Below are 22,624 nucleotides of genomic sequence, written 5' to 3'. Positions count from 1 at the left end.
AGAATTAAGAAGATGCGCTCGCGTTAGGGAGACATCTACGCGATTGTCTCTAAAGAGCAACTCAAACAGAAGATATAGAACAACGCCGCATCCTATTGACGTTTGCTGTTTTGGGTGATGGTCGTTCTGGAGTAGAGCTAGCTGCTACCTTAGCAGACTTATTACCCGATTGGTATGCTCAAATTGGTGGTAACAAACAAGAAATCCGGGTAGTCATTCTTCAACGCGGTAAAGAGATTTTAAAAGGCGATCGGGATTAAGTTGCGCTCCTCTGCCAATCGAGCCTTACAACAGCATGTCGTACCTGTGGAATTGTTGTTAGAAGCTGAAATTAGTGACGTGCATCCGCAACGGGTAGAATACAAACACGGCGATCGCACCCTAGAATTATCAGCAACTACGAATATCTGGACGACAGGAACCGCTGTTAATCCTTAATCAAGTTATTTAACAAATGACCAATGACCAATGACAAATAGCAGCATTTTAGTAGAGTGTCAAATATATCTCCATGAATTAACATGAAAGAATAACTATTATGACGAGCGATCGCAACGGCTGAGAAATGTTATTAGATCGAGACAAACAGACAATGCAATCTGGAAATATTCCTTATGAAGTAGCTGTCATTGGAGCTGGTATTTCTGGCACTGCTTTGCTGCATAGCTTAAGTAAGTATACTAATGTAGAGCGAATTCTCTTAGTAGAAAAAGAATCAGAAGTTGGCTTATGCAATTCTCATAAAACAATGAATAGCCAAACGCTTCATTTTGGCGATATAGAAACTAACTATACTCTAGAAAAAGCTCAAAAAGTGAATCGAGCCGCAACCTTAGTCAAAAACTATCTTTTAAGAAACGACACCAGCCAAAAAAGCTTTAGCAAGTACCATAAATTAGTCTTAGGTATTGGAGCAGAGCAAGTTCAAGAACTGCGAGATAGATACAGAGAATTTCAATCGTTATTTCCGCAATTAAAATTAATTCAAAAGCCAGAAATAGAGGCAATTGAACCGAATGTTATTAAAGATAGAAAGCCCGAGGAAGAAATTATAGCTTTATATTCTGAAGCTGGTTATACAATAGATTTTCAGGCATTGTCTCGCTCGTTTTTGCAAAACTCAATTGAAACTAAAAAAACAATTGACATTATGATGTCAACAAAAGTTAAGTTTCTCAAAAAAGTGCAAGATTTATACTATATACAAACCGATCGAGGAACATTTTCGGCGAAAACTGTGGCTTTTGCCACGGGAGCGTATAGTCTTTTATTTGCCAAAACTCTAGGTTATGGAAAAGATTATGCCCTTTTGAACGTAGCTGGAAATTTTTATTTTTCACCAGGTGTTTTAAATGGCAAAGTTTACACCGTACAAATGAAAAAAATTCCCTTTGCTGCTATTCATGGAGATCCGGAAGTTCACGACCAAAGCCTGACTAGGTTTGGTCCCACCGCCAAAGTCACTTTACTATTAGAGAATCGCAAATATGCTACTGTTTTAGACTATCTTAAAACAGCAGGATTCAGTATCAATGCTATTATAAGCTTTTTAAATATACTATCAGATACAACCATTTCCAAATATATTTTGAGGAATCTAATTTACGATCTACCGTTAGTCGGTAAAAGACTATTTTTAAGAGAAGCACGTAAGATCGTTCCTTCTTTACAATTGAGCGAATTACAATTTGCTGAAGGTTATGGAGGAATCAGACCCCAAATTGTTAATACAAAAACTAAGCATCTTGAAATGGGAGAAGCCAAAATTGTTGGAGAAAATATTTTGTTTAATATAACTCCCTCTCCTGGTGCTTCTACTTGCTTGCAAAATGCCGAATACGATACTGAAAAAATTGTTGCTTTTTTAGGAGCGCAATATACATTTAATAAACAACAATTCTGGAAAGATTTAGGAGATGAGTAAGGATACCAGAAAGTAGGGAGCGCACGAGTAGGGGAAAGCCTTTCTCGGAAAATGGAAGCGGAGGAAGCTGAAGGAGAGAATATAATTCGTTATCTCTACTTTTTGCTACACATAAATAAAGAGATGTGCTACGGCACATCTCTTCTAGCAAACTGAAACTAACTCAATTGCCTACATACTACTAGCACTACTAACAGCAATTAATACCTCACCTTTGAGCATTCTCTGAGCGCCATCAAGCAATGCTTCTTCTAAATATGGTTTAGTGAAGTAGCCGCTAGCTCCTAACTGGAGTGCCATTTGGCGGTGACGGTCGGAACCCCGCGATGTCAACATGGCTATTGGTAGTTGACTCAATCTTTCCTCTTTTTGCATCCGTGATAGTAACTCTAAGCCATCCATTCTTGGCATCTCAATGTCGCAGAAAACTAAATCGCAAGGTAAACCATCGCGGAGCTTGTCCCAAGCTTCCTGACCGTCACGCGCTTGTTCCACACGATAGCCAGCATTGGTAAATGTCATCGACAACAGCTCGCGGACGGTAATCGAATCATCAATAATTAGTACTAATGGTTCTGTTTTAACTGGCGCTGCTGGTATTGGCGGTGCAGGAATATGTCTGGGCGACCAAACAGTACCTCTACCATCTTTCTGAATCCGTCCTACAGATAGATCGATTAACTCCAATACATCTGCGATCGGTACAATCCGACCATCCCCCAAAATTGTAGCACCAGCAATTCCTACTGGCTTAGGTGCAGGTGCTTCAAATTGTTTAATTACAATTTCTTGTTCGCCTAACACCTGGTCAACTTGGAGCGCAAAGAATGTATCGGCAGAACGGAGAATCACAATCGAAACTGCGTTGTCGTCGCGACTGCTACCATAAATGCTACCTCTCCCTAATTGGCGAGTGAAACCAAGCAATTCTTTTAAGGGTCGGAATGGCAATAAGGAATCGCGCCAAGGAATGCAGGTCTGTCCTTCTGCGTTAGCGACGATATCATTCACGGGAATGTCTATCATCTGTTCCACACCGTCCATTGGGAATGCAATTCGAGCCTTATCGCTCACGCAACAAAGTGCTTTACAAATACTCAGTGTTAGAGGTAGACGAATTGTAAAGGTTGTTCCCTTGCCCAGAGTGGAATCAGTATGAATTGTACCTCGCATTTGTTTGAGGCTAGTCAACACTACATCCATCCCAATACCGCGTCCGGCAAATTGGTCTACTTGCTCCTTGGTACTAAAACCTGGTTGGAAGATCAGGTTAAAGACATCCAAACGATCCATGCTGTCTGCTTCTGCTGGAGTAATTAGCCCATTTGCGATCGCTTTTGCCTTCACTTTTTCTGGATCGATCCCAGCTCCATTATCGCTGACGGTAATTACGGTCTGATTGCCTTGGTGAAAAGCGCGAATTGTAATTTTGCCAGCCGCAGCTTTGCCTTTAGCAGTTCGCTCATCTGGGGTTTCAATCCCGTGAGTAATCGCATTGTTGACTAAGTGGGTCATGGGGTCGTAGAGTTGCTCTAAAAGCCCCTTGTCAATCAAAGTCTCGTTGCCTTCTACTTGTAGTTCTGCCTGCTTTCCGTATTTGAGAGCAATATCACGCACGGCTCTAGGCAACCGTTCGGCAATTTGACTGAAGGGAACCATTCGCGATCGCGTGATCCCTTCTTGCAAGTGGGTTGTCACTTGGCGGAAGTTGCGCGCTACTTGCTCGGTTTCACCCGTGACAAATTCAATATCTGAAGAAGCCTCGCGTACCCTGACGATCAACTCGATCATTTCCTGCGCTAAGGTATGGAAGCCTGTAAAGCGATCCATTTCTAGTGCGTCAAAGTTGACTCCAGTGGCGTGCTGCTCCTCTACTGAGGAAGAATTGCCATCTGGAACTGAAATTAGTTTTCCTCCCTGACGACTATTGAGTAAGGATGCTTCTAAGAGCGATCGCTCGTATAGTTCCTGCATCCTCGTACCCACATCACCCAACTGCTGGACTTGGTGTAGCAAGTTGTCGAGGAACTGTCGTAGCCTTTCTTGATCTTGCTCTAAGCTATTCCGGTATACAACTAGCTCCCCAACCATATTACCAATACTGTCTAGTTGCTTGACTGGTACGCGCATCATCTGCTCGAAGGCGGGACGGCGAGAGCTAGGGGACGCAGCTGCTGGTTGAGGTGCTGCTGGGGCTGGTTGAGGTGTAACTACATTGGTAGTTTTCGCTGAAGTCTTCTGTAATAGCTGTTCCAAATCGCCAAAGTCACCATCGCTTGGAGTTGTGATAGTAGCTGCCGCGACTTTGGGAGTTTCCTGCAAAAGTAAGTCCAAATCGCCAAAGTCATCATCACTGCTTGGTGTTGTAGTAGGTGTCTCGATCGCAGGTACGATTGGAGATGAGCTTAAATCTAATAAAGCTTCTGCCGTGGCGATCGCATTTGTGACTGATTCTTCCTCATGCAATAAGGCATTTAGTTCGGGAAAATCGTCATCTGTTTCCAACTGCGAGTCCGCTAGGAAATCTGCTTGGGCTTCTCCTAGCAAGTCCTCATTGCCAGTTGTATCTTGGTAGATTGATTCCACCACAGACATTAACTCTGTAATATTCTCATCAATGATAGCCGCAGTGGAGGTAGAAAATAGCTCGGCATCATTTTCAGCCAATTCAGCCATGAAATCGAAGTTATCGCCTAACTCCAAACTCGGTTCGAGTTCAAAGCTTGAAAGATCTTCGTTCTCAGTTTGGGTGGGATCCCCAGCCAAACTTAGTTCTGCTTCCCCAGCACCCCAGGCTGCACTCGTAATAGAACTCTCATCATCGCAAGATGTTTCTATTTCGCTGCCAGCATCCCAACCTACCATCAGTTCGGGACTGCTGAAATCGTCTGTCGCTGCCAGTGATGCGTCGGTGAGTAAATCGCTGTTAGGTTCTAATTCTAGATTGAGTGATGCGTCGGTGAGTAAATCGCTGCTAGGTTCTAATTCTAGATTGAAGGAATCATTTAATTCTACCGTGGCAGAGTCAAAGCCCATCTCTAGGGTTTCGCTGTCAGTATCCGATTGCACGAGCGATTCTGCATCTTCTGTGGAAGCTTCGGTTACTAAGCTGAAGTTATCGCCTAACTCCAAACTTGGTTCGAGTTCAAAGCTGGGAAGAGCTTCGCTTTCAATTTGATGGGTATCAAAATCTATACCTAGTTCATCTTCCCCAACATTCCATGTTGTACTAGGAGTGATATTTTCTTCATCTTCCCCGACATCGAATGTCATACCAGGAGTGGTACTTTCGTCATCAACAGGCATTGATGCTGATTGTGCGAATAGCTCTGAGTTAGATGCGCCAAAACTGATACTGTCGCTCAACTCGATAATAGTGGAATCAACCCCCAGTTCTAGGGCTTCACTGCTAGTATCCCACCCTGTCATCAGCTCGGCACTACTGAAATCGTCTGTTGTTAGTGATTCGTTGGTGAGTAGATCGCCATCGGACTCTAATTCTAAGTTGAGAGTGTTGTCTAACTCTATTGTGGCAGAGTCGAAGCCTAGTTCTGGAGTTTCGCTACTAGCTTCCCATTGTGCGATCGATGCTGTATCTTCTGTAGGCATCTCATCTGTTGATTCTTCCAGCATGAAAGAAGAATCAATGTTTGTTACTGTTATCTTTTCTGAAGTAGGAGAAGTAAACAAATCAGCAGTACTATCAAAGCCTAACTCAGATGCTTCGGTGTCAGTATCCCATTCCAATATGGATGTGGCGCTACTCTCACTCCACTGGGAATCAGCTTCTGTTTCCAAACCAAGACTCTCACCTAATTCCAGACTAGACTCAGCTTCTAAACCAAAGCTTTCATCTAATTCCAAACTAGAATTGATTGCTAAACCAAAGCTTTCATCTAATTCCAAACTAGAATTGGTTGCTAAATCAAGACTCTCACCTAATTCCAAACTAGAATTGGTTGCTAAATCAAAATCACTAACTAGTTCCAGACTGGAATCGACTTCTAAACCAAGGCTCTTGCCTAATTCCAGACTAGAATTGGTTGTCAATTCAAGATCTTCACTTAATTCCATTAGTGTAGAGTCAAAACCCATTTCTGGGGCTTCGCTGCTAGTATCCCATCCTGCCATGAAGTCTGGATTGCTATCATCGGTTATTGATATTAGTGGTTCTAAGCTGGATTCAGTCTCAAAACTAAACTTACCGCTCAACTCCATAGGAGAAAAGCCAAGTTCTAACTGTCCTACATTACTATCATCCCATCCTTCATCGATTTCTGGAGCAATGTTGTCAGTTTCTAAGCCTAAATTCTCATCTATTTCAGAAATTAAATCGCAATTTAATTCTACTGGTTCAATCTCACTGTTCCATTCGGTCAATGATTCTGTAACATCATTATCAGCATCGGTTGTAAATATTGGTGTTACACTTGCGGGATATGCGATCGCAGATAAATCAAACTCTGATTCAGTCAACTCTGATTCTACTTGTGGCACAAAAGCAATCAAGTCATCTGATATAGCGAATTCATTACCTAATTCAAGCTGTATTTCTGTATCGACGATCGCTTCTACCAAACTATCGACAACAGCTTCGGAGCATGATGTTTCGAGCTGCGGTAAGCTCTGAGTTTCCTCTATCCACAACTGATTTAGATTGACGTTTTCTGAATTGTCTGTAGGGTTCGTTGCTTCCAGAGATGTAACGTCATCTAAACCTGCTGTCGGAGCGCTAAACAAACTCAAAAAAGCAGGCTCTTCGTCAATTGAACTTAGAGAAATATCTTGGGCTTCAGTAAATAAATTATTGAGTGCTAAAGTCTCTTCAGAAGAAATAGAAGCTTGCGATTCAATATCTTGAAGCGAGATATCATCCGAGCGATCGTTGATGACATCTAGGAGATCGGTTGTTTCTTGCCAAAGTTGATTATTGCTGTCTGACTTGGGAGTAAATAAGCTGCTAAGAGCGTCATCATCTGACAAGTTGTCCAGTTGTTCTTCTGTAGAGAATGCTGTTTTGACTTCATTATCAACAATTGCAGGAGGTGTGAAGATATCCGCTCCTAAAACGAGAGAATTTTCAGTAAACTGATTCTCGTTTAACTCAAAACTATTGCTATTGTTTTCTTCCCAATCCAGCAAGAAAGTATTAATCGACAACGATTGCAATTGTTCGCAGATGGTAATTTCATCTGCACGGTGAGAGAGAATGAGTTCCTGTGCTTGTTTGAGTTCGCGAATAATGACTGGAGCAAGAGTACGATAGGAGTTGTCAGTATTGGCGATCGCTCCTGCTGCTGTTTCGCACAACGTCAACCAGCCAAATAAGCCATATTCCACTCCCATCTCAGCGAGTCGGGTACAGCACGCCTGAAGTTCTTGGCGCGTTTGAGATGTCTCCGGCTGCTTAAATAGTTGTAACAACTCTCTGAGTGTTTCTGGGACGCTGTACTCAAAAGCGGATGCACAAGCAGCGATCGCTGCTTGTGCATCCGCAGTAACCGCAGGCATGGATAATTCATCTGGATGCATACTACCACCAGCTTGTCCCACCAGTACAGACAGTTGATGTTCCAGAGCAGCAAACACCGGTTCGACTTCTGCCATTAACCGACTGGCTTCACCATCGCTTAAGTTAGAGCCATTTTGGAGTTGCTCCAAAAGTGCCTTTAAATTATCGAAAACTTGCAAAAATAATGATTCTAGAGTTTGCTCGATCTGAATCGACGGACACTCTTTCAAAATTTTGAAAAAGTCTTCCAAGCGGTGAGCTGTACGCTGGATGCTATTCAGACCCAGCATTGCTGCTCCTCCTTTAATTGAGTGAGCAGCTCGAAAGATTTCATTTACCATTTCCGAATCTGCAAGCGTACTTTGCAAATTTAACAAGCCTTGCTCGATCGTATTTAGGTGGTCGCTGGCTTCTTCGAGAAAATAGCCCAAAATCCGCTGTTGTTGTTCCGGCAGCATAATAATTCTTTTGAGTTTTGAGTTCTAAGTTTTCAGGTAAGAGAATTAGTTTTGAGTTAAGAAATTATTTTGAGTTTTGAGATCGGAGGATAGTATTGAGTTGAGGTTGCAGCCATAAATCAATACTTGACAATAAGTGAAAAAATAGTAATAGACAATTTCATCCCTACTCGTGTTACACTCAAAACTCAGTAGAATTGGGCGAAAATAGAATTATAAACGCTCAGTTAAGAACATTATTCGTACTATTTAATTGAAAGTTTTTGATTTTGGAATTACTTTAATGAATTTAGGTTATTACATTCCAAAATTCCAAATTCAAAATGGAATCGCCCTTTGCTACCATTCAAAACACCATAGCTACACTCGGAAGCGTTCCACTGAAGTCTGTAGTTCTCCTGCTACCTGCACAAGGTTTTGCAGAGAGCCAGAAACTCGCTGAGCTTCCTGAGAGGTTTCTTGTGCTGTTAACTCTACTGACTGTACCACAGCTGCCACGGCGCGAGAGGTTTCTGTTTGTTGTACGGTGTCAGCAGTGATCGAACCAACCAAAGCGTCAATACGATTGGATACTTGCACGATGTCTTCCAGCGATCGCTTAGCTTGCTCGGCTAGTTTCGTTCCTTGAATAACCTGTTGAGTTCCCTCTTCCATCGCTGTCATTACCGAACCCGTCTCGCTTTGAATTTGCCTCACGATCTGTTCGATTTCTTTCAACGCTTTGGCAACTCTATCTGCTAGCTGACGTACCTCATCCGCAACAATGGCAAAGCCTCGACCTGCTTCTCCAGCTCTTGCTGCTTCAATACTGGCGTTAAGTGCCAACATATTCGTCCGCGAAGCGATTTGAGAGATCAGTGCCACAATCTTAGAAATTTCTTGCGAGGATTCTGCCAGCCGCTTTACCTTGCGAGTGGTTTCCGCTACCGTCTGCCGAATTTCTAAAATACCTGCTACCGTTCTTTCTACTGCCTCACCGCCTTTTTGAGCGGTGTCGGAAGCAGAACGCGCTACAGATTCAGCCTCTCTCGCCGATTCTGCTACCCGTTGAATTGCGTCTGTTAGCACTTGTACAGAATTAAGCGTAACTGCTAGCTCTTCAGCTTGACGCAAAGCGTCTTGGGACAGCGCCCGGGCAAATGTTTCGTTGTCGGCAGATCCTTGACTGACCTGTCGAGCTGCTAGTTTTACTTGTCCGACGATCTCTCGCAGATTTTGAATTGTTAAGTTAAACGAGTCGGCAACCGCTCCTAAAACGTCAGCAGTGACTTCAGCCTGTACAGTTAAGTCTCCCCTTGCCGCACCTTCTACGTCGTCTAGTAGCCGGATCACCTGCCGTTGTAATTCTTCTTTAGCCTGTTCTTGTTCTTGTGCTTTGCGCTGCGTGTCTGTAGTAATTTGAGCAATGCCTTGTAGCATATCGTTAAACTCAGAAGCTAACAGTCCAAACTCATCTTGAGAATAAACTGTAGCTCTAGCATCGAGATTGCCCGTCCGCACGGTATTAAATTGTCCGCGCAGATCCATTGTGGTTTGTTGAATTTGTTTGAGCGTCAGTCGTCCCATGAAGCGCGAGCTAGCAAAACTTGTAGCTCCAGCAACCAGAGCCATAGCTATACCCGTACCTTGGACTGCACGCTGGTTTTCACCCTTGAGTAGCATCGAGCCGCCAAAGCCAGCAGCAGTGACGACTAGAGCAGAGGTAATACCGACAGTGCTTGCCGTAAGCCATTGCTTTTTCGCCAGAGGAGCTTGCTCGAACTGTCCTACCAAGCCGCCACCGTTGGCAGATAATTGACGATCGCCTGTATCATCCGCTTGCAAATTGGGCATGGACGATGCCGATTGAGCTACTTCTGCCTTGTTGTTGGCGCGATCGCTCAATTCGCCGTGACTGTCCGCAGATGGTAAGGATGAGGCACTTCCTGATAGAGGAGAAGACAACAATCCAGAATCTAGTAATTCAGAAGCCGACTCTGGAAGTTCAAACTCTTCGATTGAATTGCGCTCGGAGCGACTAACATTGTTGTCTTTGGTGTCAAGATCGTAGCGATCGGAAAACTCGCGCTCGATTTGAAAGTGGGACAAGTCTGAATTGTGAGGATGAGAAAGCTCGTGCTGGCTCAAATCTGGTAGGCTCAACTCTAAATTGCTATCTTCTGATAGATTACTTTCTGGCTGATTCCAGACAAAAGGATTGCCAAAAGGCATAGAAGAATTGCTACTGCTGGTAACATTTGTACTGTCAAGATGCGATTGGGCAAACGGACTATCAAATTGATGCGAAAAAGACTTCGGAGAATCTGAATATGACGACTGCTCTGTAGCATAGTAGTCCGGTGGTTCAGCAGCGTCAGCTCCCAATAAGAAAGTATTTTCAATTTCTGACGCTGGCATCCTGCCATTACTATACTGCTCCGAACTTTCGTACTGTTTAACTGACTCCAATCCGTTTTTCGCACAATCAATCAGTTCTGGATCTTGTGTCAGTTGTAATACAGTTTGATATTGTTCTCTAGCAATTTCATATTGCCGAAGAACGCAGTAAATGTGACCTCGTAGGAGGCGACTATTAGGATCGGCAGGAAAGTCTTCGATCAATCGATCGACAAAAGTAGCCGCATCCTCATAGTTACCTTGAATATAGGCTGTTTGAGCTTGTTGATATTGCTGCTCGTGATTAGTACTTGATGTCATTTGCTGCCTCTGCTTGCCTTGATTTCATGCTGCCCAAAGTTCGCTCGATATAATTGCCTTGTGATCTAGCAGTCGAAGACGCTGATGGGTATCTTCATCTAAAATCCACTCACCACGGACAAAGGGAGCCATACTGTTTGCAACTTGAGTAGGCTGCTGTACTTTTTCCGCACTCAGCCATTCCATCCCGACAATGCGATCGACTGCCAACCCTAAGAGTATTTCTTGCTCTTCTACGGCAATTACCGGAATTTCTGGTCGCTCTGTGTTTAAGGCTGTTGATTCTCCCAAAATTTGGCTGAGGTCAGCTACCCAGATCACTCGTCCGCGTAAGTTGATCGTGCCCAAGAGTAAGCTGGATATATTGGGAATTGGTGTAATGCGATCGAGAGGAGCTGAGATGACCTCCCGAACAATAATTGCTGGCAATGCCAGTTCTTGAGTGGGTGTGACAAAAAAGCGTAGGTGTAGTTCTCCTTCCCGAATCTCTAACTGCTGAAATTCTGACGCAACTTGAACTTGGTCAGCACCCATTGACAAGTCCAGATCTACCATGCCACTCACCCTTGCCCTCGCAGTAATTGTTTAACTGTTGCCAGTAATTCTTTTGGTTGAAATGGTTTGACAATATAAGCATCTGCACCCTGTTTCATTCCCCAGTAGCGATCGAATTCCTCGCCTTTGGAGGAACACATTACCACTGGAACATTTTGAGTTTTTGGATCGGTTTTCAGCTTGCGACAAACCTCGTAACCATTCATTCTAGGCATGACAATATCTAACACCACTAAATCGGGACAAGAAGCTTCTTGCATATGCTGTAAAGCCTCCATACCATCAGTGGCTATCATCACCGTCAATCCACTCCCCTGAAGAAGATCGATAATAATCTCTCTTTGAGTAGGACTATCTTCCACGACCAGCACTGTACTCATAACTGTTAATTTGCCTCCTGGCTTCAACGTCCCGCCTGTGGGCACGACCACCGTGGTTAACTAAAAATTATGCATCAATTCAGTAAGCTAAGTTCTTTACTAATCAAGCTACGAACATGCCAAAATTTAGTATAAATATGTGTAAAATCAACTTCAATCGTGTCTTGCATGAACTCGCAAAATTTAAGTTAATGGCTCAAACAATTGTAGGCAAACTCAAAGATAACTGATTTCTAGCTCGAACTCTCGCATGAGCTTATCTCGAAATCGAATAAGTTCTTTATGCGATACTTCACAGTGTTTATGGTGTCAACACACGCGATAAAAGTCATTCTTTCAGGTGCAATACAAATAATTTGGATAGTTAGTGTTTTAAGAGAATCTTAGATTACTAAACTACAGCATCAACTTAGCTCTACCTCAATCGTTTATCCAAGCGCAAATCCACTGAGAACTTAATCCTATTTAAGGTAAAAACTTACCGCAATCGGTGAATCTACAGAGGTGAACAGTTATCAGGGAACAGGGAATAGGAAATAGGGAACAGGAAATAGGAAATAGGGAGCAGAGTGGTAATAACTAACAACCAATGACCAATGACCAATGACCAATGACCAATGACCAGTGACCGGACTAGCAATTGATGAGTAGTTAATTCTGGTTTATGACTTGTGAGTTGTGAGTTGTCTTCACACCTTTCTTAGGCAGGGATTTTTCTACTAGCATCAATAACTCGCTATCGGTGAAAGGTTTAGTGAGATAGTCGGTTGCGCCTACCGTTCTAGCTCTGACGCGATCGATAAATCCATCCTTACCTGTTAGCATGACAATCGGCGTTTGCCGAAAGGCATTGGAGCAGCGCAGCATGGCACATAGCTCGTAGCCATCTAGTGTGGGCATGATAATATCGCACAGAATTAAATCTGGTGGCTGGTGAAACAGCAGACTAAATGCCTGAAGCGGATCGCTACAGCTCATGACTGTAAATCCTTGCTGCTGTAGGATAGTTTCTACAGTTTGGCAAATAGCGATCGCATCGTCGATGCATGTGATTGTTAGCGTTTTGATACCAGAAGACAAATGAGGATTATCAGTTGTTATCCCAGTTATTTTTGGCGTGTGAATTTGTATCCAACCGTGTTTCACGCAAGGATAAACCGCCTTGCCTACCGTTAAAATATCTCGATTGAGATAGCGTGCTAGTTGGCGGAGAGAAGTTTTACCATCTATCCAAGTTTCTAGTCGATTGGCGGTTGCTGCTGGCAAGCCTTGACGTAATCCTTTGAGATTGGCGATTGTCAAACAGCGATCGGGAGATTGAATCTGAGGATATAACTGCTTCCATGCCTGTACCTGCTGTACGATCTTGGTTGCTAAAGAAGTACTGGCTAAAATTGTCAAGTGCGGTGATAGGGCAGCTCCTCGCTTGAAAATAAACAAACCTTGATGCAAACTTAGTAGATCGAACAGGGTTTCATGCACAATGCCGTGGATGATGTTACGAGCTTGAGCCGGGGTGAGAACGCGATCTTCTAGCAATGTCCAAAGATAGGCATACTCTAGGGTGGTATTAGCTGCGAACGTGGAAGTTGTAATTTGCTCTAGGTCGATCTCGATTCGATAGTGTCGTAGATAATCGCGTAGACGAGATAAACTGCGATCGCCATCTGTGGCATAGACGATTTGACCGTTGAGAAAAAAGATAAACCAACACTGCGATCGCGGGTACGAACTCCTTTGACGTAAAGCAAAGTTCGGCTCTGCGTGATTCACATTACTAGAAGGACGGTAGGCTTCAACAAACAATTCCCCCGTTCGCTGTCCTAATTCAATGAGTTGTAAAATACTGCGAATATCAATTTCACTTAAGTTGCCCTGCATTTAGCTGATGAAGCTCCTATGTAATCGCGTATACCCCTTGATTAATTCTTCCCTTTTATAGTCATCGGTCATCAGTTGGCTAACATTGACTCTGACCAATGACAGATGACAAATGACGACTAATCGCTAGTCACCAATTTTGTAACATAATTTAACAAAGGAGAAGTGAAGAAGTTAAGCAATAACTCGGAAGTGACATTGACTGTACTCAGTCCAAAATAGAGTCGGATATTTCTGCGCCTGCTGATATTAGCTTTAACCAAAATGGGGTTTTGACCACAATGGAGATTTAACCAAAGTGGGTCAAACATTACAAGCAAGATCGGTTCGCAGCTGAGGCATTGGTAAAACAAGAGGACGACTGGCGTGCTGTATTTAGCAGAAGTACAAAAGCAAAAAGCTTTTATGGGTCTGAAGACAGAAATCAAGCTGCTGGCATTTCAAAGAGCTGACCAGAGTTGGTCTTCTGTACAGGGAGAAGAGATTGTTGCAGCTGAGGAAGCAAACAATCTCAATGCTGGAGCGCTGATACTAGCTGACTTAAATGCCAATCGACAAGTACAACGCATTCAAGAAGCAGGGCGACCTTTAGTTAGCATCTTAAGTGGGTTCTCCCGACAAATCGAAAAGGCGAAGCTTCAGGAAGAAGAAATCGAGCAGTGGAAGGAATCTCTTACCTTTCAAAGAGATGAGATGTCCCGCCGCCACGAAGAAATGGAAATACGCTTGGAAGAGTTGGAACACATTGAGGAGGAATATAGGCAATTACAGAGTAGCCAGTCGGCAGGATTGGACGAAACAACTGTTAGCCAAGTTGAAGAATTGCTCGAACGCTTATCTCAAGGCTTACCACCGACTACAGCAGTAAGGCAAGAACTAACCTTGGTTCTAGAATTGGTAGAGACCCAGCAAGCGACCTTGAGTCCACATTGGCAGAAACTAGAACAGCAAAAGCAAGGGATCGACCAGCAGCAGTTAGAAGTAGATAGCCAAACTCAGAGGTTACAGCAAGGTCAACAGCAGTGGTGGGAAACACAAAAATCTCTAGAACAGCGAAGAGTCAAACTACAAGCGCAAGCGATGGTGCTGCAAGCCAAGCAAGAATATGCTCAAACCCTCAACGCACATCAACGGCATCAAGAAGATTTACATCAGCAACTGAATCGTTTGATCCAACCCGTAGATGATTTTCTCTTTAGCCAGCAAGTTGATTCTGCCGCATTGGAACAAATGCCTTTAGATCAACTGCAACAAGTGCTACAAGATTTGCGGCGAGATTGGGAGAATGCTTGTCGATTCGTTCACGAGCAAGAAGAGGAACTAAGAGCTAATCAACAGGCAATTGACGAAATTAAGGGGCGCTTGAGCCGAGCTGCCAGCGACGGAGAACGGGCGAATATAGAAGCAGAACTAAAAGACGAACAAGACAGTTATGAATTTCTGCTGCAAACCTTGATGGGTCAACGCCAAAATTTACAAGATCGCAAAGAAACTTTACGGCAACACCAAACTGTTTTGTGGAGACGGCAGGGAATTCCAGTTGGCAATCGAGAAGAAGATTATAAATTAGATTTAGATCCACTATTAAGTCAAATTCAGTCGCAAAAACAACAGCAATCCCTGATACTGCAGCAGCTAGAAAAGGAAATCGAGCAGATGCGCTCTGGATTTGACTTAGAGCAGGGAATGCTCGACCAGCAGGTGCAGGAACAGGAAAGACAGTGGCAGGAATTCCAGACTTGGCAGCAAGAGTTGCTATCTTTGCGATCGCTTGCTGCCGATTGTAGCGGTAGGATAAATCTTTATGAAGAAATCCTCAGACCAGTACAAGATAGTTTGGATGGACTGCGACAGAAATTACAAGGAGTGGCGGGCATACTGAGTGTAGAAGCTAGCGAACCACCACAAGCAGCGATCGCTCAAATTCGCGCCAAAATTACGAGAAACTCATAAAAAAAGTCAAAAGTCAGAAGTCAAAAGTCAAAAACTTAACGCCATAAGCATTTTGTATGGTGGCTTACTGGTGGCTGATTTCTGCCATGCTGCACTATGTTTAATTTACTTTAACCAAATCCAATCTTTGTCTACTGTGGCGATCGCACCGCCAGGAAAAGGATCTGTTTGCGTTCCATTTGGAGCTGCAATCAAAGCTATGAGTTTTTCAATCTGCTCGAAGTTAGGGGAGCAACGTAAAGTTTGCTGCAGAATCTGCCGCATCACGCGCCGTTGTAGAGCGATGTGAGCTGTTTGTAAAATGCGGCGGTTGATTTTGATTGGGTGGTTGGTAGTTGGTAGTTGGTAGTTGCTAGTTGCTCCTCTGCTCCTCTGCTCCTCTGCTCCCCTGCTCTCTTCTCCGACTCCCGACTCCCGACTCCCGACTCCCGATGCTTGAACGGCTTGCTGTCGCAACTCATCGGCTGCTCGTTCGAGATATTCGACTTCTGCTTGTAAAAGCTCCGCAGTTTGAGCTAGGGTTAGCTCTACTTGAGAGTTGAAGTGGGTTTGGATGTAGGGCAACAATTCTTGTCGGATGCGGTTACGGGCATATTTAAGATCCAGGTTAGTTGTATCTTCCCATACCTGAATTTGCCGCTCTTGGCAAAATTGAGCGGTTTCAGTTCGCGCAACTTCTAACAGGGGACGCACCAGTAGGGGCGCATAGCTTTGTGTCCGTACATGAAGAGGGCGTTGCCAAGTTAGAGCTTGCAAGCCATCTGCACCACTGCCGCGAATTAAATTGTATAGTAAGGTTTCGGCGCGATCGCTGGCTGTGTGTCCCGTAGCGATATACGGGTAATTATGCGTTTGGGCGATCGCCGCTAGAGCTTGATAGCGCCATTGTCGTGCGGCTGCTTCATTGAGTAGAGGCTGCTCGGCTGTATGACAATAAAATGGGATTTTCCAACGTTGAGCTAGTCGCGCCACAAAGTCAGCGTTAGCCTGAGAGTCAGAGCGCCATCGGTGATCGCAGTGAGCGATGCCTAATTGCCATTCCCACTTGGGTTGCAAATCTAAAAGTAACTGAACGAGGCATAAGGAATCTTGCCCGCCAGATACAGCTACGAGCAATCGCTGATGCTTCTCTAGGAGATGACGCGATCGCAAGGTACGATGTAGGCGGGCGTGAAGCGGAGTCCAGTTAGCGCGACTCATCTTAGTTGGTTTGTTGTCTGTCACTTAAAAAAACCAACCGTAAGAATGCAAACCTTTACCTAAAAGATTTACACCCAGATAGCAAACCCAAACGATAACGAAGCCAGTTGCAGCTAGAATGGCTGGGCGACGACCTTGCCAACCACGGGTAATACGGGCGTGAAGATAGGCAGCAAATACTAACCAAGCAATCAACGCCCATGTCTCTTTCGGATCCCAGCTCCAGTAAGAACCCCAAGCTTCGTTAGCCCAAACTGCACCAGCAATGATACCGATTGTTAGTAAGGGAAAGCCGAGTCCAATGGTGCGATAGCTGATGTTGTCTAAGGTTTCGGCAAGGCTGAGACGTTGGGGAGAGAGTGTGAGGGAGTCGGCAGTCGTAGGGGCGGGTTTGTCGGAGCTACCTTGAGACGACGAGCCAAAAATTTTGTTAAACCCGCCTGTACTGGAGTCAGGAGTAGAGGATGTCACAACATTGAGAACAGCAGTTTTACCGTTTCCATTAGTTTCTAGCATTAAAGGATTAGAAGCATCGGCAGCAACTGCTGGAGAGAGTTGAGTTAAATCGGTATTGCGCTGGAGGCGATAGCCGTTTTGTCGATAACCTCCAGTACCAACGGAGCTACCATGTAATTCAATTTCCTTGCCACCAGAGACAACTAAAAAGGCGATCGCCAGAAGAGAACCCACCAGCAAAGCAGCATAACTCAGCATCATGACGCTAACGTGCATCATTAACCAATTAGACTTGAGGGCAGGTACGAGGGGAGCAGAGGTCTGCATATCTGATGGTAAAGTCAAAGCTGCAAAAGCAGCGATACCCATAGCAACAGGAGCGGTGAAAACTCCGACCAGACGGCTACGGCTGCTACTTTCCGCGATCAGATGAACCGTAGTGACTCCCCAAGCAAGGAAAAATAAAGATTCATACAGATTGCTAATCGGAAAGTACCCAGCTTCTAGCCATCTTGCTCCTAACAGAGTAGCAATACATAAATTGGCGATCGCTATTCCCGCCGTACCCACAGTTGGGAGAAAGCGCAGCCCTGGAAAAGCCGCTCCAACCCAATAGACTAACATTGTCAGAAATAGGACGGCAAACGAGGCATTGTCCAGCCAATTCTGGAGTAAAACCAAATTCATAATCAGCATTCTCCTATATTTTTTTGTCAAGCATCGAGAGTCTTATTTCGATCCTACTGGGGAATAGTTATCAGTGGAGAGTGGCTAGTGGCTAGTGGAACCAGAATTGCTCTCCCTTGTCTCCCTTGTCTCCCTCAGCTCTCTTTTCCCGACTCCCTATTCCCGATCTTCTTCAGGGCAACAAAGACATCGTAGCGGATACTGCGATCGCTACTAATAGCAGAGGTAACACCGATGGAACGGGTAGCGTCGAAGAATATTTGTTGACCGGAAAACAGCTGCGGCAGGGGCAAGGCTTTGACTGTTGGTTCCACATCGAGAAAAAACTGACCGTTCGTGGCATTCAGCGCTGAAGGAACTGTCTGTTGAAATTGTGCGGCACTCGCTAAACTGCTTTGAGGCTGAGGAATCAGCCGTTCTGCTACAGGTGCGCCGAGAGCGAAGAAAGCAACATCTCCATCCAGCCAACCGCGAGTCGCCACTGTACCGTAAGGTGCAATCCAATTTGTCACAGTACGATCTTTGATTTTGGTTTCTTGTACTTGAAATTGATATTTACTCCGCATCACCCGTTCGAGCTGAAATAGAGCTTGTTCGGCTTTATTGCGGTTTTTGGTTTGGACTAAAAATACTAAAGAAAGGGCAAAATTATCTGGCGCACCTGCTTTGGGAGCCGCAGGAACCATAGATACGGCAAACTCACCATCCATCCAACTGAGTAAATCTTGGTCTAAATCCAGCCCTGTAACTGAAGTTACACCTTTACGCAGTTCTTGGGGACGGATAGGTGCTTGGGGATTGGATTGTACTTCTCGGGCGTATTCTTGCCATAACCGCTGTAAATTGCCGCTTGAGAGCATCATTAATGTTTCTGCCGGTAGGCGGCTTTGCATTTTGCCCGCATTGTTTTCTACAGCGAATACTTGTTGGCTGTCGGGCTTGCGCCAGGAAATACTTTTGAGGCGAATTCCTTCTGATTCCAGATTAATAGTAGCAGCTACACCTTGGTTGTTTTGCAACTGAGCTAAACCTTGGGGTGAAAACGAGCGGCTGGGATTTGCAGCAGCAATTCTCGCAGCTACGGGTACGTTGACGTACAGTTGAGCAAAACGCTGTTTGGTAGCAATCTGCTCAAAAGCAGTGGTGTAACCTGCTGTTTGCTTTAGGGAAGCAGCCGCACCTTTATAAGTGTCGATCGCTCTATCCGTCGCTTGCGGACGATCTGTGACGATTAAATAACGCCCATCTAGGACGGCGGCTGAATAATATTGCGCTTTAGCTCCTTGAGTTTCTCTAATCTCAACGCCTTTGTAGTTTCGCTGGCGAGTTTTGCCTTGTGCGGACGGTCTGGGTTGCTCTAAAATCCGCTTTGCTGCAATTTGGTCGGCAATGGGCAACACCATAACTAGAGACTGCTGGCGATCGCTATTCGGTGGCAAAGATGAGTTTGATGTCGCTGGTATGGAGGGTGGCAGAAAGGCAATGCTAACTTCTTTACCAACCCAAGGCTGGATGTCTCGCTGGTAGTTGTAGCCGTTTGCTGTGAGGAGGCGATCGCCCAACTGGGCTAAATTTGTCTTGAGCTGGGCTTGAATTTGGGGCGTACCGAACTGTTGGAGTTGCTGCCACTGCTGGGTATTTGTAGAAATAGATAGAGCCACCAAAGCATCTTGGGGGATGATATTAGAACCCACAGGCAGGTTTTCTAATTGCCCTTGGCTTTGGAGGAATACCCAGTAAGCAGTTGCTCCCCCACCAATTAATAAGCCAGCAGCTCCCAAAGTCAATAGAAGGGAAGGTTTACGTTTTTCAGGCATGGGATTAATGAAGACAGAGGATGTCTTGGCGAGCGAAGATCTGTAACGATTTTGCCCTCAAAATAGCCTAGAGAAGCACTATTCTAGTTTATTTTTTTCTGTACCTACATTGCCCCTACGCAATCGCCAATACCTAAAGAAAACAATATGCTTTAATTTAAGTCCAAATTAAATATAAAAATCTTCAAACCAATAGCAATTGTAAGCAATTTTGTCAAGGATACTCAATCGAGCAGTAGAGCGAGGAAATTTACTCGTAGTGATGGGAAAGTTAGAAGTTAGAGTGACAAGACAATCACCAACTACCAACTACCCATTACCCATTACCCGTTACCATTATTTAACCAAATCTACCGCTAACGTATTCTTGCGTAGCTTGTTGTTCGGGAGATTGGAAAATGACTTCAGTGGGATTGTATTCTACCAAATAACCCATCTTGCCACCTTTTTCTGTAGCTTGAGCGTTGTAAAAGGCAGTCATGTCTGATACCCGCGATGCTTGTTGCATGTTGTGGGTAACGATAATAATCGTGTATTTCTCTTTCAGTTCCATCAGCAATTCTTCTACCCGTAATGTCGAAATTGGATCGAGAGCAGAACAGGGTTCGTCCATTAAGATAACTTCTGGTTCAATCGCTAAAGCACGGGCAATACACAACCTTTGCTGCTGTCCGCCGGAGAGAGAAAGACCGCTTTGTTTGAGCTTATCTTTGACTTCATCCCACAAAGCAGCTTGACGGATCGCTCGTTCGACTAATTCATCCATATCGCCTTGATAGCCGTTAATTCTAGCTCCAAAGGCAATGTTTTCATAAATCGATTTGGGAAAGGGGTTCGGTCTCTGGAATACCATACCAATGCGACGACGCAGTTCTACTGGGTCAACGCGGCGATCGTAAATATCTGTTTCTTGAAATGTGATTCTACCTTCAATATGCGCCCCTGGAATCAGATCGTTCAAGCGGTTGAAGCACCTCAATACAGTACTTTTACCACACCCAGAAGGTCCGATAAAAGCGGTGATTTTATTTTTATAAATGTTCAGATTGACATCTCGCACTGCTTTGAAATTACCGTAAAAAACAGATAGATTATCAGTTCGTAACACTGTATCGGTTGCCGTAGTTGTGGTGTTAAATAGCATATAGGTAGAACGTGACAGTTGATATGGCGAATCGCAGCATCTAAAGCAATTTTAGCTTGAGACTTAGCGCCGATTTTGTTGGAATTTGTTGCGTAAATAAATTGCTGAAGCATTCATAATTAACAGCACGACCATCAATATGATGATGCCAGCAGCAGCATTAGTGTGAAATTGCGTTTGAGGGCGAGAAACCCAGTCAAAAATTTGAATTGGTAGTGCTGTAAAAGAACTTTGCAATCCTTTGGGAGACAACTCTGGCAAGAAGGCAATATAACTGACAGCTCCAATGACGATCAGAGGTGCTGTTTCGCCAATAGCGCGAGATAGTGCCAAGATTGTTCCGGTTAGGATACCTGGTAAGGCGATCGGAAAAATGTGTTCGCGGATCACTTGCCATCTCGTTGCACCTAAAGCAAAACCTGCTTGACGCAAGCTATCTGGAACTGCCCGTAGTGCTTCTCGCGTGGTAATGATGATGATGGGTAAGATCAACAAACTGAGAGTCAAGCCACCCGCAAGAACGCTCCGTCCGTTGGTAATCGGTTGCAGCCAGCGGACAAAGATTTGCAATCCCAATAAGCCATAAATAATGGATGGAACTGCGGCTAGGTTAGCGATATTGATCTCAATTAACCGCGTGAACCAATTATCTTTAGCGTATTCCTCCAGGTAAATTCCTGCTCCCACTCCCAAAGGAAAGGCAACCAAAGCTGTGACAATTAATAGCCAAATACTACCGACTAAGGGAGCTAATATTCCCGCAGCAGCAGCGCGACGCGAGGAGAAACTCGTGAGAAAAGCCCAATCGATCCGTCCGAGTCCGTCAATCAGGATGTCTACAAGTAAAACGGCAAGAACGACCAAGCCAAATAGGGTAGCAACCCAAGCGGCTGTAGAAAAGATTTTGTCAAAGTTATAGCGTTTGGACAACGAAACATTGAATTTGCCCGTCGTGCCAAAGCCGCTTTTGTCGATGGGTTGGGGTGCAGGTGTAGTCATTCGTATTTCTCCCGAAAGCGGCGAACGAACCAGTAACTAAAAATGTTTAAAGCAAGGGTGATGAGAAACAGAGTCATGCCCACAGCAAAAATAGTTTTATATGCTAGAGATCCTGCTGGGGTATCGCCTTTACTCACTTGAACGATGTAGGCTGTCATCGTTTGGATTGGTACTAGGGGGTTAATACCAAGGCTGGGGTTTTGTCCGGCGGCGATGGTAACAATCATGGTTTCGCCGATCGCGCGAGAAATTGCCAAGATGAAAGAAGCGACAATTCCAGAAAGGGCAGCTGGGAGAACTACAGAAACAATGGTTTCCCGTTTGGTGGCTCCCAAAGCATAAGCGCCATCGCGTAAACTTCGAGGCACGGCATAGATTGCATCTTCACTTAAAGAAGCCACTAGGGGGATAATTGAAACACCAAGTATCAATCCAGCACTTAAGGCGTTGAATCCCTGTAAGCCAGGAATGAGTTTTTGTAGAAAAGGCGTGACTGTCAGCAGGGCAAAGTAACCGAATACGACAGTAGGAACCCCCGCCAAAATTTCCAGTGCTGGTTTGAGCCAGCGGCGCATTCTCGCGGGAGCATATTCGCTCAAACAGATAGCAGCTAATAAGCCTATCGGTAAGGCGACGGCGATCGCGATCGCCGAAGTGAGTAAAGTAGCGCTAATCAGTACCATAATGCCAAATTGCTTGTTGGCAAACAATGGTGTCCAAGCGCGATCGGTGAGAAATCGCCAAATTGGTACTTCGCTGAAAAACGATACAGTCTCAAAAATTAGCGTTAAAACAATGCCGATTGTAGTGGCGACTGAGACAAAAGCAAACGTGGCAAATATGCCTTTCACTAATGCTTCTACTCGTTTACTTGCTGCCCGCTTTGGTCGCCATAGGCTCGACCCTTCAGGCGTTGACGTGGCAGACATACAGGAAATACCTCATTATCAGGGAACGGGGA

General features: G+C 44.6%; 15 protein-coding genes. 4 read left to right on the top strand and 11 right to left on the bottom strand.

The genetic code is table 11. The features are described 5' to 3' along the window. Positions 1 to 95: 95 nt before the first annotated feature. The 3 genes from H6G17_RS11960 (at position 96) to H6G17_RS11950 (ending at position 1,924) form a co-directional block, all read left to right on the top strand. The gene (locus H6G17_RS11960) at positions 96 to 260 is read left to right on the top strand and encodes a hypothetical protein (RefSeq protein ID WP_192157336.1); all 165 of its coding nucleotides are present in this window, start codon (positions 96 to 98) and stop codon (positions 258 to 260) included. Position 261: 1 nt separating this feature from the next. Then, complete coding sequence (locus H6G17_RS11955) at positions 262 to 438, top strand: hypothetical protein (RefSeq protein WP_192157334.1); 177 nt, start codon at positions 262 to 264, stop codon at positions 436 to 438. Between the two features lie 127 nt (positions 439 to 565). Beyond that, complete coding sequence (locus tag H6G17_RS11950; protein ID WP_192157332.1) at positions 566 to 1,924, top strand: FAD-dependent oxidoreductase; 1,359 nt, start codon at positions 566 to 568, stop codon at positions 1,922 to 1,924. Positions 1,925 to 2,095: 171 nt separating this feature from the next. Here H6G17_RS11950 and H6G17_RS11945 read toward each other — a convergent pair whose 3' ends face one another. From H6G17_RS11945 to H6G17_RS11925, 5 genes are all read right to left on the bottom strand, one after another. Further along, a complete protein-coding gene (locus tag H6G17_RS11945) occupies positions 2,096 to 7,894 on the bottom strand; it encodes a hybrid sensor histidine kinase/response regulator (protein ID WP_192157330.1) in 5,799 nt (1,932 codons plus the stop codon). 360 nt (positions 7,895 to 8,254) lie between these two features. Beyond that, complete coding sequence (locus H6G17_RS11940; RefSeq protein ID WP_192157328.1) at positions 8,255 to 10,591, bottom strand: HAMP domain-containing methyl-accepting chemotaxis protein; 2,337 nt, start codon at positions 10,589 to 10,591, stop codon at positions 8,255 to 8,257. A gap of 24 nt (positions 10,592 to 10,615) precedes the next feature. Continuing rightward, positions 10,616 to 11,146 carry a chemotaxis protein CheW gene (locus tag H6G17_RS11935; protein ID WP_015152229.1) on the bottom strand — a complete coding sequence of 177 codons (531 nt, stop codon included), beginning with the start codon at positions 11,144 to 11,146 and terminating at the stop codon, positions 10,616 to 10,618. Between the two features lie 5 nt (positions 11,147 to 11,151). Then, positions 11,152 to 11,526 carry a response regulator gene (locus H6G17_RS11930; RefSeq protein ID WP_041462305.1) on the bottom strand — a complete coding sequence of 125 codons (375 nt, stop codon included), beginning with the start codon at positions 11,524 to 11,526 and terminating at the stop codon, positions 11,152 to 11,154. Between the two features lie 651 nt (positions 11,527 to 12,177). Continuing rightward, positions 12,178 to 13,407 (bottom strand): response regulator, encoded by a 1,230-nt coding sequence (locus H6G17_RS11925; protein ID WP_192157325.1) that lies wholly within the window; start codon positions 13,405 to 13,407, stop codon positions 12,178 to 12,180. Between the two features lie 366 nt (positions 13,408 to 13,773). Here H6G17_RS11925 and hmpF point away from each other — a divergent pair, with 366 nt between their 5' ends. Then, complete coding sequence (hmpF, locus tag H6G17_RS11920) at positions 13,774 to 15,360, top strand: pilus motility taxis protein HmpF (RefSeq protein ID WP_192157323.1); 1,587 nt, start codon at positions 13,774 to 13,776, stop codon at positions 15,358 to 15,360. A 105-nt stretch (positions 15,361 to 15,465) separates the two neighbouring features. On the opposite strand, the gene tilS is transcribed toward hmpF, so the two are convergent. The 6 genes from tilS to pstC all read right to left on the bottom strand — a co-directional run bounded on the left by tilS (position 15,466) and on the right by pstC (position 22,592). Next, positions 15,466 to 16,560, bottom strand: a complete 1,095-nt coding sequence (gene tilS / locus H6G17_RS11915) for a tRNA lysidine(34) synthetase TilS (protein ID WP_192157321.1) — start codon at positions 16,558 to 16,560, stop codon at positions 15,466 to 15,468. A 24-nt stretch (positions 16,561 to 16,584) separates the two neighbouring features. Beyond that, positions 16,585 to 17,703: a c-type cytochrome biogenesis protein CcsB gene (gene ccsB / locus H6G17_RS11910; protein WP_192157319.1), complete on the bottom strand. Its 1,119-nt coding sequence runs from the start codon at positions 17,701 to 17,703 to the stop codon at positions 16,585 to 16,587. A 134-nt stretch (positions 17,704 to 17,837) separates the two neighbouring features. Then, positions 17,838 to 19,520 (bottom strand): DUF3352 domain-containing protein, encoded by a 1,683-nt coding sequence (locus tag H6G17_RS11905; protein ID WP_192157317.1) that lies wholly within the window; start codon positions 19,518 to 19,520, stop codon positions 17,838 to 17,840. Positions 19,521 to 19,860: 340 nt separating this feature from the next. Then, complete coding sequence (gene pstB / locus H6G17_RS11900; RefSeq protein WP_192157315.1) at positions 19,861 to 20,664, bottom strand: phosphate ABC transporter ATP-binding protein PstB; 804 nt, start codon at positions 20,662 to 20,664, stop codon at positions 19,861 to 19,863. A 63-nt stretch (positions 20,665 to 20,727) separates the two neighbouring features. Beyond that, on the bottom strand, positions 20,728 to 21,663 hold the full coding sequence (gene pstA, locus H6G17_RS11895; RefSeq protein ID WP_192157313.1) for a phosphate ABC transporter permease PstA: 936 nt from the start codon (positions 21,661 to 21,663) through the stop codon (positions 20,728 to 20,730). Continuing rightward, the gene (gene pstC / locus H6G17_RS11890) at positions 21,660 to 22,592 is read right to left on the bottom strand and encodes a phosphate ABC transporter permease subunit PstC (protein ID WP_192157311.1); all 933 of its coding nucleotides are present in this window, start codon (positions 22,590 to 22,592) and stop codon (positions 21,660 to 21,662) included. Before pstC ends, pstA begins: the two co-directional genes overlap by 4 nt. Positions 22,593 to 22,624: the final 32 nt, after the last annotated feature.

The organism is Chroococcidiopsis sp. [FACHB-1243], assembly GCF_014696895.1.
Classification (GTDB): Bacteria; Cyanobacteriota; Cyanobacteriia; order Cyanobacteriales; family Chroococcidiopsidaceae; genus Chroococcidiopsis.
This window is presented reverse-complemented; position numbering and strand designations above follow the sequence as displayed.

Coding starts and splice junctions, on each gene's coding strand:
- H6G17_RS11950 (WP_192157332.1), top strand. CDS start 566: ATGTTATTAGATCGAGACAAACAGACAATGCAATCTGGAAATATTCCT.
- H6G17_RS11945 (WP_192157330.1), bottom strand. CDS start 7,894: ATGCTGCCGGAACAACAACAGCGGATTTTGGGCTATTTTCTCGAAGAA.
- H6G17_RS11940 (WP_192157328.1), bottom strand. CDS start 10,591: ATGACATCAAGTACTAATCACGAGCAGCAATATCAACAAGCTCAAACA.
- H6G17_RS11935 (WP_015152229.1), bottom strand. CDS start 11,146: ATGGTAGATCTGGACTTGTCAATGGGTGCTGACCAAGTTCAAGTTGCG.
- H6G17_RS11930 (WP_041462305.1), bottom strand. CDS start 11,526: ATGAGTACAGTGCTGGTCGTGGAAGATAGTCCTACTCAAAGAGAGATT.
- H6G17_RS11925 (WP_192157325.1), bottom strand. CDS start 13,407: ATGCAGGGCAACTTAAGTGAAATTGATATTCGCAGTATTTTACAACTC.
- tilS (WP_192157321.1), bottom strand. CDS start 16,560: ATGAGTCGCGCTAACTGGACTCCGCTTCACGCCCGCCTACATCGTACC.
- ccsB (WP_192157319.1), bottom strand. CDS start 17,703: ATGAATTTGGTTTTACTCCAGAATTGGCTGGACAATGCCTCGTTTGCC.
- H6G17_RS11905 (WP_192157317.1), bottom strand. CDS start 19,520: ATGCCTGAAAAACGTAAACCTTCCCTTCTATTGACTTTGGGAGCTGCT.
- pstB (WP_192157315.1), bottom strand. CDS start 20,664: ATGCTATTTAACACCACAACTACGGCAACCGATACAGTGTTACGAACT.
- pstA (WP_192157313.1), bottom strand. CDS start 21,663: ATGACTACACCTGCACCCCAACCCATCGACAAAAGCGGCTTTGGCACG.
- pstC (WP_192157311.1), bottom strand. CDS start 22,592: ATGTCTGCCACGTCAACGCCTGAAGGGTCGAGCCTATGGCGACCAAAG.